13 protein-coding genes and 1 pseudogene are annotated in these 13964 nt (G+C 37.7%); 12 read left to right on the forward strand and 2 right to left on the reverse strand.

All coding sequences use genetic code 11. The annotated features are described in order from the left end of the window. The first annotated feature begins 116 nt into the window (after positions 1–116). Both CKK03_RS05050 and CKK03_RS05055 read left to right on the forward strand, forming a co-directional pair. Positions 117–1571 carry a DHA2 family efflux MFS transporter permease subunit gene (locus tag CKK03_RS05050; protein WP_099361521.1) on the forward strand — a complete coding sequence of 485 codons (1455 nt, stop codon included), beginning with the start codon at positions 117–119 and terminating at the stop codon, positions 1569–1571. A 45-nt stretch (positions 1572–1616) separates the two neighbouring features. Then, positions 1617–2054: a universal stress protein gene (locus CKK03_RS05055; RefSeq protein WP_099361522.1), complete on the forward strand. Its 438-nt coding sequence runs from the start codon at positions 1617–1619 to the stop codon at positions 2052–2054. A gap of 97 nt (positions 2055–2151) precedes the next feature. Here the strand turns inward: CKK03_RS05055 and CKK03_RS05060 are convergent, their stop codons facing one another. Both CKK03_RS05060 and CKK03_RS05065 read right to left on the reverse strand, forming a co-directional pair. Then, the gene (locus CKK03_RS05060; protein WP_099361523.1) at positions 2152–2604 is read right to left on the reverse strand and encodes a CBS domain-containing protein; all 453 of its coding nucleotides are present in this window, start codon (positions 2602–2604) and stop codon (positions 2152–2154) included. 157 nt (positions 2605–2761) lie between these two features. After that, positions 2762–3523, reverse strand: coding sequence for a polysaccharide deacetylase family protein (locus tag CKK03_RS05065; protein WP_099361524.1), 762 nt, complete (start codon positions 3521–3523; stop codon positions 2762–2764). Positions 3524–3705: 182 nt separating this feature from the next. On the opposite strand from CKK03_RS05065, the gene CKK03_RS05070 reads away from it, so the two are divergent. The 10 genes and pseudogenes from CKK03_RS05070 to CKK03_RS05115 all read left to right on the forward strand — a co-directional run bounded on the left by CKK03_RS05070 (position 3706) and on the right by CKK03_RS05115 (position 13932). After that, on the forward strand, positions 3706–4803 hold the full coding sequence (locus CKK03_RS05070; protein WP_099361525.1) for an FAD-dependent monooxygenase: 1098 nt from the start codon (positions 3706–3708) through the stop codon (positions 4801–4803). Between the two features lie 183 nt (positions 4804–4986). Continuing rightward, positions 4987–5550 (forward strand): GNAT family N-acetyltransferase, encoded by a 564-nt coding sequence (locus CKK03_RS05075; RefSeq protein ID WP_099361526.1) that lies wholly within the window; start codon positions 4987–4989, stop codon positions 5548–5550. Positions 5551–5716: 166 nt separating this feature from the next. Then, positions 5717–6762, forward strand: a pseudogene (locus CKK03_RS05080) (flavin-containing monooxygenase). Positions 6763–6779: 17 nt separating this feature from the next. Then, positions 6780–7088, forward strand: a complete 309-nt coding sequence (locus CKK03_RS05085; protein ID WP_099361527.1) for an ArsR/SmtB family transcription factor — start codon at positions 6780–6782, stop codon at positions 7086–7088. A 12-nt stretch (positions 7089–7100) separates the two neighbouring features. Further along, a complete protein-coding gene (locus CKK03_RS05090; protein ID WP_099361528.1) occupies positions 7101–8057 on the forward strand; it encodes a cation diffusion facilitator family transporter in 957 nt (318 codons plus the stop codon). Positions 8058–8108: 51 nt separating this feature from the next. Beyond that, positions 8109–9404: a serine hydrolase domain-containing protein gene (locus CKK03_RS05095; protein ID WP_099361529.1), complete on the forward strand. Its 1296-nt coding sequence runs from the start codon at positions 8109–8111 to the stop codon at positions 9402–9404. A 75-nt stretch (positions 9405–9479) separates the two neighbouring features. Next, on the forward strand, positions 9480–10181 hold the full coding sequence (locus tag CKK03_RS05100; protein WP_099361530.1) for a response regulator transcription factor: 702 nt from the start codon (positions 9480–9482) through the stop codon (positions 10179–10181). Continuing rightward, positions 10178–11581 carry a sensor histidine kinase gene (locus tag CKK03_RS05105; protein ID WP_099361531.1) on the forward strand — a complete coding sequence of 468 codons (1404 nt, stop codon included), beginning with the start codon at positions 10178–10180 and terminating at the stop codon, positions 11579–11581. Before CKK03_RS05100 ends, CKK03_RS05105 begins: the two co-directional genes overlap by 4 nt. Positions 11582–11701: 120 nt before the next feature. Beyond that, positions 11702–13153, forward strand: coding sequence for a S1C family serine protease (locus tag CKK03_RS05110; RefSeq protein ID WP_180271158.1), 1452 nt, complete (start codon positions 11702–11704; stop codon positions 13151–13153). Between the two features lie 323 nt (positions 13154–13476). Further along, positions 13477–13932: a DinB family protein gene (locus tag CKK03_RS05115; protein ID WP_099361532.1), complete on the forward strand. Its 456-nt coding sequence runs from the start codon at positions 13477–13479 to the stop codon at positions 13930–13932. Positions 13933–13964: the final 32 nt, after the last annotated feature.

Below are 13964 nucleotides of genomic sequence, written 5' to 3' on the forward strand. Positions count from 1 at the left end.
TGAAAAACGGCTAATTCCACTTTTTCATGAGCAGAGCTCAGGTAGAAGAGGGATTGGCTTTTATTTTGCCAAATATAGACCAAACTCAGGTCAAATCAAAGAAAAAGGAGATATTTATGAATACACTATTACAAGTCAAAAGTCCTAAGATGATGGCATTTATTTTAATGTTTGGTACCTTTATAGGATTGTTTGGTGAAACAGCATTAAACATGGCGTTAACAAATATTATGGGAGAATTTTCAGTTAAACCTGCAATTGCCCAATGGCTGACCACAGGATATTTATTAGTGTTAGCGATACTAGTACCAATTTCTGCCCTGTTGATGAAATGGTTCTCTACGAGACAATTAGTAATTGGGGGATTAGTTATTTCACTTTTAGGAGCGGTATTAGCTGCTCTATCTCCAAATTTTGCAATTCTATTAGCTGGCCGTATCGTGCAAGCAATTGGAACGGGTGTATTAATACCAGTGATGACGAGTGTTCTTTTAATTATTTTCCCTGTTCATAGACGTGGAGTTGTAATGGGGATTATGGGACTTGTTATTACATTAGGACCTGCCTTAGGACCAACACTTTCAGGGGTCATTATTAGTACATTAGGTTGGCCATATATTTTCTGGATTAGCACTATTTTATATGCATTATTAACACTTCTTGCGGTGATTAAAATTGAAAATGTTTCGGAAATTACAAGACCCAAAATTGATTATTCATCGGTTGCTTTATCATCAATCGGTTTTGGCGGATTAATTTACGCATTGGCATCAATGGCCGAAGCTCCTATCTCAGCACCTATCGTTTGGGCACCTTTACTTGTTGGAATAATCGCTCTTCTATTATTTGGAGTTCGCCAAATGAAAATGACTCAGCCTATGGTTAATTTACGAGTATTTAAGTACCCTATGTTTTCTTTGGGTACTGCGACGATGTTCCTCGGTATTTTAATGATTTTAGCGGCTGGTATTCTCTTACCAATGTATCTAAAGGATGCTTTATTATATACTGCAGCTGTGGCGGGGTTATTATTACTTCCTGGTAATGCTGTTAATGTTGTGATGTCGCCAATTGTTGGAACTCTATTTGACAAATTCGGACCACGTGTTTTCGTTATTATTGGTTCTATTGTTATTTTGATTGCAAATTTCATGTTTGCATCGGTCATATCAGCCTCAACTCCTGGTTGGCAAATAATCGTTGCATTTATGCTTTTCTTCTTTGGGATCACAATGGTAATGATGCCGTCACAAACAAATGCCCTAAATCAATTGCCACGTGAATTATATGCGGACGGTTCAGCTGCGATGAACACATTGAATCAAGTAGCTGGAGCAGCAGGTACAGCGATAGCTATTACGTTATTTACAGCTGGTCAAGGAAGTTATGTGGCAGAAGTTCCTGCTGCATCAGATCCGGCAATTTTAGCAGCAGGCGTAAAATATGCATTCTACTTTGTTACTGGAATTTCAGTTGTTACATTAATTTTATCTTTATTTGTAAAAAAGGGATCCGCTGTAAAGGAAAAATCCACATCAGCAGTAAAAGCAACAGAACCTGTAAAAAATTAATGATAAATGCAAAAAAGAACTATGCATTTTGAAGGAGAATAATAAATGGCAAATCAGTATAGTAGTATACTAGTAGCGGTTGATGGATCAAAAGAAGCAGAACATGCATTTCAAAAATCAATCGATATAGCTAAAAGAAATAAGGGAGCAAAACTAACCATTGTAAATGTAGTAAATGCTCATTCATATGAAGGTTTTGACCGTTCAATGCTTGACCGTGCCCAGCAGTTAGCTGATGAACTTGTAAATGATTATAAGGCGCAAGCTAAGTCAGAAGGTTTAGAGGATGTAAATGCCGCAGTCGAATATGGCTCTCCAAAAACAATTATTACGAATGAGGTTGCTGACTTTATTGATGCAGATTTAATTGTTTGTGGTGCAACAGGATTAAATGTAGTGGAACGTTTCATAACTGGTTCGGTATCTGGAGCAATTATCCGTTCAGCAAAATGTGATGTGTTAGTTACACGAAAACCTGAATGAACTTAGTAGCGAATCTTTTTTATGGCTATTAAGCAATCGTTTTTATTGGATTGAAGAAACCATTCGTAAGAGGTACATTGACGAATGGTTTCCTTTCTTATGATATAAGAATGCTTTTTGTAATATTATCAATAATGTCACCCCTGCTAAGGACACCAACGACGCGGCCAGCACCGTTAACCACAGGGAGTTTTTTGGAATAATGTTTGGATAATAAACGCATTGTTTTTTCGAGATCATCATCTGGTGACACGTAGAGAAGATTTCTCTTGGTCATGATTTCTTTTACAGGTGTATCTAACTTTTCTCGGACTACATCTTCCAATTCCCCATCCTCTATTAAATAGACAATTCCTGCAATTCCAATAGGTTTAGGAGTTAAGTAGCGTAAAACATCCCCATCAGAGACCATACCAACTAGATGACTTTTTTCATCAACAACTGGCACACCGCCAATTCGATTTGATTTAAGGATAAGTAACAGTTCATTAACAGTATTCGAAGGTTTTACAGTAATAACTTTTGGAATCATAAAATCTCTTACTTTCATTATTAATCCCTCTCCTTGTTTTGTAAGCGTATACATTTAGCTATATAACTATCCTAACACAAACTTCTTTCTGCTTGTCATTGAGAAATTTGTGAATGTTTATTGTGGAGGAAAAAAGCGCTAGTTACAATTACTAGGCGCTAGTGAGAAAGGTGTTTTATTTTCTAACCAAGTCATTCATTTTCAACTCAAACTCGGCATGGTCTCCAAGTGCATGTGGAACTTGAATACTAATGATAACAGCATCATCAAGAAAGTTTGAAAAAACGCCATAAGGGTTTTCTTCAGGAATTGGGTGATCTGCTTTCGTAATTGCCTCAATAAGCGTTTGTGAATCAAAAGTATCTAAATATTCAACAATAGCAGCCTGTTTTTCCTGATTTGGCTCCTTTGGATTTTCCCAATCAATGTATGGTGCATTTTGCAATTTTTCAATGAAGCTTTCATCTATAACAAACCTATCCGATAGTCTAACTTTTTCTCCATTTTTCCAGTCAATAGTGGTGGTGAAAAGGAGACTAGTAGGATACATCCCACCATTATAATCTCCGGTATATTGAATACTAAAGGTGTCAGAATCCGGTAATACAACTTCATAATTCATTTCAAGTGGTGAGTCACCACCTTGATATTGCTTTAGAAACAGGGTTGCGTCCTCTTTAATAAGAGAATTAATTTGCTGCTCTAGGTCTTTATCCTGCATTTTATTTAGCTGAGGATAATAAATCGTAAGCTCCCCATCTTCATAAGTAGCTGTATCTATTTCAAAAGGTTCTGTATTTTTTTCTTCGCCTACTTGTTTTGGTGGTGAATTATGTTCATCTACCTCTACCTGTTGTGATGGTCCTGTCTGCTCACTACTACAGCCTGCTAAAAATAGGGCACAAGTAAACACTACCAATAAAAGAATTTTATACATTCAACTCTCCCCTTGAAAATTATTCCAAATCATTACTTTCTATATTATTACAATCAATTATGGAAATGAATATCAGTTGACCAAATAAATCTTGGTTGTTATCATTTAATTATCGTTTAGTGAACTTTGTTTCTTATTAGGAAACCTTTTTGCATCATACGATTCTAATAGAAGGTGATAACATGAATTTGCAGACAGATGTTTGTATTGTGGGCGGAGGTCCTGCGGGTGCTCTACTTGGCTATTTGATGGCGAAGAAGGGTATATCAACCATCGTTGTTGAGCGTACTTCTGGAAATGAACGTGAATTTAGAGGTGAACACATCAACGCAGAAACCGAAGCGATATTAAAAGAACATCAACTTTTTGATAAAATAGAAGCACTTGGATTATTAAAGATGAAGAAGGTTCAATATATTAATGGTAGTCATATTGTAAAAACAATCACTCCAACACTTGAGGATCACGTTGGAATCCATATACCACAGCCCCATTTTTTAAAAGCTGTTTCTAACGAAGCAGCACAGTTTCCAAACTTTCAGTTGCTTGTAAACACAACTGTCACGGGGTTAGTTCAGGATGATCAAGGACACTATACAGGTGTAAAAGCGAAACAAAATGGACAAGAAATCAACATTGCGAGTAAAATCGTTGTGGGAACGGATGGCCGTTACTCAACTGTTCGAAAACTTGCGGGTATAGCGGCTTCTGAGGAATCACATGGATATGATGTGCTTTGGGCTAAAATTCCAGCACCTTCAGATTGGGAGCCTTCAACAAAAATGGTTCTTGCCAATGGAAATCAACTAGCATTGTTTACACAAACAGGTGGGATGATTCAAATCGGCTGGAACATTGAAGAAGGTACATTCAATTCATTACGAAAGCAACCGCTAGAGCCATTTCTGGAGCCACTTTTAACGAGTTTTCCTGAATTAGAGACAACTGTAAGGGAGCATATTCAATCCTGGAAAAACTTCGTCTGCTTAAAAGTGTTTAGCTCAAATGCAGACACTTGGGTGAAAAATGGCCTCATTATCCTTGGAGATGCAGCCCATACAATGACACCAACGGCAGCGATTGGTATTAACTGTGCGATTAAAGATGCACATGTTTTGGCACCTATCCTTGAACAAGCATTAAATGAAGGCGATCTTAGTGAATCAAGATTAAAAGAATTCGAGATGGCAAGACGAGTGGAAATTGAACAACAACAAGAAATGCAGTTTGAAAAAGAAGAGTCATTCAAAGACAATTTCCTAGAGGTCGTTGGAAATTAAGCATGCAGTAGCATAACGCTGCATGCTTTTTTGATGCCGAAAAATGGCTTTTAAAAGTAAAGTGCTTTTCCCAGTAACGTTTTAAATAAAAGAAAGGATTTTCTCTGTTTCATAACGAATAAAACATATAAATAGGTAATATGTTGGAAATTAACGTTTTTGAAGAATATCAGGGGGATCAAGATGAATCTAGTCAAAATAAAAGGAGAAAAAGTCACGTTACGTCCAGTCGAAACAGAAGATTTAACTGTACTTTGGGAAATGCGCTACGGTAACCCAAATCCAGAATGGAAAAAGTGGGATGCGCCCTATTTCACACTTAAGTACATAGATAAAGAAACGTATTTAAAAAAGGTTGAACATCAACTCGCCATGCAACACCACCCATTAGATCACATGATCATTGAAGCCGATGGTCAAATCATCGGTTCAGTTATTTTCTACTGGGAAAGTGAAGCCACAAGATGGCTTGAGATGGGCATTGTCATCTATCTTCCGGAATATTGGGGGGATGGATACGGAACCGAGGCGATGAAGCATTGGATTGACTATTTATTTGAAACGATCCCATATATCGAAAGAGTCGGATACACGACATGGTCAGGCAATCAACGTATGATCAAGGTTGGCCAAAAGCTCGGCATGACACTCGAAGCACGCATGAGAAAATGTCGCTACTATAACGGCTTCTACTATGACTCAATCCGGATGGGGTTGCTCAGAGAAGAATGGGAACAAGAAAAATAATATCTCAAACCTGCATTCCTAGTGAAATGCAGGTTTTTTAATGGGACACAGGGACAGGTTCATTGTCCCACAAAATTTTTCCAATTATAATTGACACCTTTCAAACATCAGCTTAATATTATATATGAGCATATGCTCATATACTTTAAATGAAGTAGGGATATGTATGTATGATGTTGTGATAATCGGAGCCGGTCAAGCGGGTTTAGCCCTAGGTTTTTATTTAAAACAAGCCAATCAATCCTTTCTACTTATAGATAAAGCGAAGGAAATCGGGGAATCATGGAAAAATCGATATGATTCACTAACCCTTTTTACACCAAGAGTTTATAGTGAGCTTCCTGATTTCAAAATGAAAGGTCCAAGGCAAGGTTACCCAACAAAGGATGAGGTTGCCGATTATTTAGCTAAATACGCATCATACCATTCGCTTCCAATCCAACTAAATACAATCGTAACAAGCGTTAAAGAGGTAGGAGATGGCTTTAAAATTGAAACGTCGAAAGAAACAATCCGTGCTAAAAATATAGTAATTGCGACTGGCCCATTTCAAGAGCCATCGATCCCAAGTTTTGCAAAGAACTTATCCAATCAAGTATTTCAAATCCATTCATCACAATATAAAAATCCAACGCAACTCAAAGATGGCCCTGTATTGGTCGTGGGGGGAGCCAATTCTGGTGCGCAAATTGGAGTTGAGTTAGCAAAAGAGCGGACTGTGTATCTTTCGGTTAGCCAAAAATTAAACTTTATCCCGCAGGACCTTGGTGGAAAAAGCATTTTTTGGTGGTTTGATAAATTTGGTATACTCAAAGCTAGTACCACATCCAAACTAGGTACTTTAATAAAAAAACGTCCTGATCCGATTTTTGGATTTGAGTTAAAGACAGCCATCAAATCAGGTAAAGTTACGATAAAACCAAGAACCACTATTATAAAAGAAGATATATTTATTTTTGATGATAAAAGCAGCCTTAACGTTCCTAATGTAGTTTGGGCGACAGGATTCAAAGCAAATTATCAGTGGCTACAAATCCCGAACGCATTGCAAGAAAACGGTCAGCCAGAGCATATAAAAGGAATTACAAAAATAAAGGGTCTATATTTTTAGGATTACCTTGGCAAACGAGAAGAGGCTCAGCCTTACTCCAGGGAGTTGCCGATGATGCAAAATGCATAGCTCAGCATATTCAGGTAACCAATCACAATTAAGAAAGAAGGGTTAAATAGTGGAACAAAAAGATCATTCCTTTTTATCGCAAATTACAATTGACGAAGCATCACGCATTTTTAAAGCACTCGCGGATCCAACGCGGATTAAAATTCTCTATTTATTATCACAAGAGGAATGTTCGGTTACCCATATTGCAGAAGTCCTCGAAATGTCACAATCAGCGGTATCCCATCAACTCAGCCTACTACGAAATCTCCGCTTAGTGACATACCGACGCGAGGGGAATACATTCCTTTATACATATGATGATGAACATGTCATTACTTTGCTTCACCAAGTCATTCATCATATTGAACATGAATAGGAGGGGAAAATGATGGGACATCACCATCATCATCACGGTCACGATCATCACGGACACGACCATTATGGTCACCATCACCATCATCATTTTGATGAAGTTAGAGAAGGAAATAAGAAAGGTTTATTCATTGCTCTAATTATTACGACGGGAATCATGCTGCTGGAATTTTTCGGTGGTCTTATTACAAACAGTTTAGCCTTACTATCAGATTCAGGACATATGCTAAGTGATGCAAGTTCATTAGCATTAAGCTTAGTCGCCTTTTGGTTTGCTACACGACCTGCATCTCCGAAGAAGACCTATGGCTTTTATCGATTTGAGATTTTAGCGGCCCTTTTTAATGCAGTTACACTGTTTGTCATTGCAGGTTTTATCGTTTATGAGGCGTTTCAGCGTTTTTTCGAGCCTCCGACTGTAGCAAGTGGAACCATGATGATTATTGCTGGAATTGGTCTTTTGGCGAATATACTGAGTGCTTGGTCACTGATTAGTAAAGGCGATGTAAAAAATAACGTTAATCTAAGGAGCGCATACCTTCATGTTCTTGGGGATGCACTTGGATCAGTAGGTGCCATAATTGCGGGACTCTTGATGCTGATGTTTGAATGGTATATAGCGGATCCAATTATTTCTGTAGTTGTCGCAATCCTAATTTTAAAAAGTGCATGGGGTGTGCTAACACATTCAATTCATATTTTAATGGAAGGTACGCCGATTACGATTGATCAAAAAGAAGTGAAGGCCACCTTAGAAGAAATTGGAGGAGTGATTGATGTTCATGATCTTCACATTTGGACGATCACATCAGGCATTGATTCGCTCACTTGTCATATTTTAATCAAAGACGACCATGACAGCCAGGAAATTTTACAGCAATCCATTGATAAAATACGTGACAAATTCAAAATCGAACATACGACCATACAAATTGAAAAATCATCGATTGAGCATGGGGAAATGAGAGTTTAATATTTGGGGGGCTACGTTTTCGTAGTCCCTTTCATAAATAGGAGGAGCTTTATGAGTCACGAGACACAACAAAAACTTGATAACTATATGAACTCACTAGGAGATCATGGCTATTTTAATGGAGCTGTACTTGTAGCTGAAAAAGGAAAAATACTGTTATCAGAAGGATATGGGTTTGCCAGTTTCCAATACGAAGTACCAGCCACTTCAAAAACAAAATTTAGAATCGGCTCCCTTTCAAAGGCATTTACTGCATTTGCTATTCTAAAGCTAGTTGAGCAAGGAAAACTTGCATTAACAGATACGGTTGACTCATTTTTACCGAGTTATAAAAGTTGGAGAAATATAACAATACATCACTTGTTATCGCATACATCTGGAATTCCTGACTTTACGTCTTCACCTGACTATTGGTCAAGAACAATGAGGCTTCAGGCCAACCTGGAACAAGTATTAAAATCGATTAAAGACTTACCCCTCGAGTTCAAACCAGGTGAGAGAATGGAATATTGTAATACTGGTTATCTAGTTTTAACAGCTCTTATTGAAAAAAATTCAGGGGAATCCTACTCTACCTTTCTAGAAAAAACAATATTTCAGCCAATTGGAATGAAGGATTCAGGTGTTGATGATGGCAGAACAATTATTCCATTTTTAGCAAAGGGTCACACCATTCATAAAACACTTATACATACCGAATTTATCGATATGTCATTTCCACTGGGAGCATATGGCTTATACTCTACGGTTGAGGATTTATTTAAGTGGAGTCAGGCATTACGTAAAGGCAACATTTTAGGAAAAGAACTTATCGATCGAATGTTTACTCCGTACCTCGATGGCTATGGATATGGCTGGTTTTTATTAGATGCACAAGAAAAGGTCGCATGTCATTCTGGGGATATCAACGGCTTTGTAAGTGATTTTTATTTGTACGTAAATGAAGATGTAACGATCATTGTATTATCAAATTTGAATCTTACACCCGTCGAGAAAATAAGCAGTGATCTTAAGAATATTGTTTTCGGCAAGGATGTTCATCTTATCGAGACCCAGCAAGTGAATAATGAAGAGTTTGACACTACACAATTATTAGGTGTTTATGAAAACGAGAATACAAAGCTAACCATTGAAACAAACGGTAAAAATTCTTTATTTTTACATGCACCAAAAAAGTATAGTGTTTCATATACTTATCCTATTAATCTTGTTAAAGTGGAAAATAATCAAATCTCGTATCAAGCAGAGCTTTTATATGAAACTTTACTATTTGAGTTGGGTAATCATAAAATAAAACTGCACTATATAGACAGTTATGGGCGTGAACAAGTGCTTGTAAAAAAATAGGCACTCCATTTTTAAAATCCGGTTTTTGTATAGTAAAATAAAAGTATCTACGGTTTTTTATTAGGAGATGGAGAAATGAGAGTTCTTGTTATAGAAGACAATGAGAGTGTTTGTTCGATGATAGAAATGTTTTTTTCAAAGGAAGGTATTCAGGGTGAATTCGTCCATGATGGACAAAAGGGTTATAACCGATTTAAAGAAGAAAATTGGGATTTAATCATTGTGGACTGGATGCTTCCTAGTATGGATGGCGTGACCATTTGCCGAAAAATTCGCGAAGAAAAAAGCTCGGTTCCGATTATTATGCTTACCGCAAAGGATAGTGAGTCTGATCAGGTATTGGGCCTTGAGATGGGTGCAGATGACTATGTTACAAAGCCATTTAGCCCACTTGCCTTAATGGCACGAATAAAGGCGGTCACAAGACGCTACAATAGCAAGCCTACAGAGGAAGTAGAAACGGGAACACTTCAAACAGAACATTTTAAAATAAATAAAATTACAAGGGAAGTTATTCTGAATGGGAAGTCAATCACGAATTTAACGCCTAAGGAATTTGATTTATTGTATTATTTTGCGCAGCATCCGAAACAGGTATTTTCTAGAGAACAGTTATTAGATCGCGTGTGGGGTTATCAATTTTATGGAGACGAGCGCACGGTCGACGTACATATAAAGCGACTCCGAAAAAAGTTAGGTACTACGAATCAGCCATTTTTCCATACAGTATGGGGTGTTGGCTATAAATTTGATGAGACCGTTGAGGAAGACAAATGAAATTTCGGTACATGTTTCAGCAGCTTGTTAGTCACATAAGTGTGATTGTGGTTGCGTTTGTTATCTTAAGTATTGTGTTCGCGCATTACGTTGGGAACCTCGTCTTCGAAGAAAAGGTCGAAGAACTGACCACTTATGGTGAAAACATCATTTCTGATATTAGGCGTACATCTAATGTAGATTCATTAATTCGTCAATACTCAAACATGCTGGGGGAGCGAAATATTTTATTTACTGTATTTGATGAAGATGGAGTAAGCCTGAGTAATGTTGGTGGATTTGTACCACAAGTGGAGTTAAGAAAAAAGGAATGGGACAAGGTCCGAAGTGGGCATATCGTGTCAGTCAAACAGGATTATAAGCGATTTGAGCAAGAAGTGACATTTATTGTCATGCCTTATATGGTGGGGCAAACATTTGTCGGCGGGGTCCTGCTTGCGTCACCAATCAGCGGGACACAGGAAATGATTCATGATATTAACCAGTATTTATTTTATACGATGTTTTTAGCATTGGCTGTAGCTATTTTAATGAGTTGGATTTTGTCGACGGTTCATGTGAAGCGCATCAGACGCTTAAGGAAAGCAACCTCAATGATTTCTGCTGGAGATTATTCGATTAAATTACCCTCATCTGATTTTGATGAGATTGGTGAGTTATCGAAGGACTTCAACGAAATGGCTCAGCGCTTGCAGCAATCAATGGAGGAAATTGAAAGCCTTGAAAGCAGAAGGCGGAAATTCATGGCCGATGTTTCCCATGAATTACGGACTCCGCTCACAACGATTAGTGGGGTAATTGAAGGGTTAAGTAATGACTTGATCCCAGATGAGGAAAAGGCAAAAGGCGTTCAATTGGTAAGTCAGGAAACAAAGCGTCTTATTCGTCTTGTGAATGAAAATCTCGATTATGAAAAAATTCGTTCCAATCAGGTTACGCTTCAAAAGGAAACAATCGAACTAATTGAAGTGCTTGAGGTTGTTAAAGACACATTAGAACCTCAAGCAGAAGAAAAAAATGATCAAATCATGATTGAAGTTCCTAACGGTTTAATGATTACAGCAGATTACGACCGTTTAATACAGATTCTAATTAATATCACAAAAAACAGTATCCAGTTTACTGATAATGGAACTATTTGGATTCGTGGAAAAGTAGGAGAGTCTGAAACAATTATCGAAATTGAAGATACGGGTGTCGGTATTGACCCAGCGGAAATAGAAAATATTTGGCATCGTTTTTACAAAGCTGATGTCTCTCGAACGGGTACACTATTTGGTCAATTTGGCCTAGGGCTTTCGATCGTAAAACAGTTGGTCCAGCTTCATGATGGACAAATTAAGGTAACGAGTGAAAAAGGAAAAGGAACCAAGTTTGAAATTCGATTTCCATTAACGTAATCCATCATAATTATGGTGGATTTTCGTTTATTTTTCCACTTCTTTTCAAGGTTTGTTAATATTTTGTTCATAATTTTTGACTATGATATAAATAAGGAGTAAGTCAAGGAGGAATTCATAATGGAAAACGATAAACGTTTTGATGAATTTAAACATACAGATGATCAATCTAACAACCTAGATAATAAGGAAAGCGATTCTACAGAGATTCAGTCGGAGCAGGAAAAAATGGATTTGAAACCAGAGGTAGAACATATCGACATTGAACCAACACAACTTGAACACGCTCAAACTGAAACCGTTCAGAATTCAGAAGTTATTGAGGCAACATCTCAGCAAACAGCGGTTACCGAAGAATCGACACTTCGTGCATCAAGGCCAAAAGAGAAAAAGTCAAACTCAAAAATGAAAAGCTTTTTGTCCATGGTGTCTGCAGGTGTCCTTGGTTCGGCATTAACGCTTGGAGTTGCACCACATATTGACGGTCTCCAGGGATATTTCAATTCAGATTCTCCTGCAACAGAGCAGAACTCTGAGGTTATTGAAGCATCTGGACCGGTGAAAATCCAATCAACCGCAGTTTCTGACTCGGCGTCTTCTATCGCCGATATGGTGGAAGAAGCATCAAAAGGGATCGTGGGAATCACAAGTATGCAATCTCAACAAAATCCTTTTAACCGAAGCAACTCACAAAATATTCCTAGCGGTACTGGCTCCGGGGTTATATTTCAAAAAGATGGAGATAAAGCTTATATTGTAACGAATAACCACGTTATTGAAAATGCAAATGAGGTAGAAATCTCTCTTCAAAATGGTGAAAAAACAATGGCTAAGTTGATTGGTACAGATCCATTAACCGATTTAGCCGTTTTAGAAATAGATTCTAAACATGTCGAGGCGGTTCTTCCATTTGGTGATTCAGGCACACTAAGACCTGGTGATCAGGTGTTTGCGATTGGGAACCCTCTTGGACTTGATTTATCAAGAACCGTTACATCTGGGATTGTAAGTGCAAAAGATCGAAGTATTTCGGTAGATACCTCTGCAGGTAGCTGGGAACTAAACGTTATTCAGACAGATGCGGCCATTAATCCAGGTAACAGTGGTGGTGCTCTTTTAAATACACAAGGACAAGTGATTGGAATTAACAGCTTAAAGATTGCGAACAGCGGGGTAGAAGGATTAGGCTTCGCGATCCCAAGTAATGATGTTGTTCCGATTATTAACAGTCTGATTGAAAATGGTAAAATTGAGCGTCCATTTATCGGCATCGGTTTAGCGGACCTAGCGGAAGTTCCAAGAATGTATTACGCTGACCTTCCAAATGACGTTAAGGAAGGAGTCATTGTAACGAGTGTTGCGCAAAATTCTGCAGCAGAAAAAGCTGGCTTGAAAATGACAGATGTCATCGTAAAAATCAATGATACTGAAGTTAAAAGCTCAATGGACCTTCGTAAATATTTATATTCAAAAGTAAAAATAGGCGATCAAATTGAATTAACTTTCTATCGAGGTGGAAATCTCGAAACAGCTTCATTAACCCTAACAAGTAATACGACTGGAATTGAATAATTGACATAAAGGGCCCAAATCGAATCAGATTTGGGTCTGTTTGCGTCGGAAATCATTCCGACATTTTTTTCTATTGCCGACACCATTTCCCGGGAAACGACAGCGTGTATTGGTTAGTGACAGCAAATTTAAATAGATATAAAAAGATACTAGACCATAGGAATTATGCGTGGTACTAACTATTACCTAAATATCACTCATTTATTATAAAATGCTTTCAAATGAATATGAGACCAGATTATTTATAAACGCAATAATCTGGTCTCAAATAACATCAAATACCATATAGATTACTACCACTTAAAAACCAGGAGGAATTTACAATGAGTCACTATTTATTGATGCAATTTGAATTGTTAAAGGGTCGTTTTCTTGGAGATTTGGAAGATGTAGCGGACGACATAGTATCCATTCAACCGGACGGTTTTAATAATACAATCCTTTGGCATGTAGGTCATCTCGTTACTGTCAATGAGCAATTTATGTTTGGCTATCCGAAGAAGTCTACTTATCTACCGGAAAATTATTTGAACCTCTTTGCCAAAGGAACTAGTCCCGCAGACTGGAATGGAGAAATTCCCTCAATAACAGATCTAGTAGATCAATTTACCGAACAGGTAGCTAGAATACAGCAAATCCCTGTTGAACGTTTTGACGAAAGGTTGAAACAACCCTTTCTTGGGCTTGAAACCTTTGGTGAAATAACGAACCTAGCTCTCTTCCATATTGCCTACCATTTAGGCCAAATTCATGCGATGAAGCTTATGCTTCAAAAATAAGGAAGTTACTAATCCAGAGGATACATAGAAAT

Source organism: Fredinandcohnia onubensis (genome assembly GCF_002734215.1).
In the GTDB taxonomy this organism is placed as follows: domain Bacteria; phylum Bacillota; class Bacilli; order Bacillales; family Bacillaceae_L; genus Ferdinandcohnia; species Ferdinandcohnia onubensis.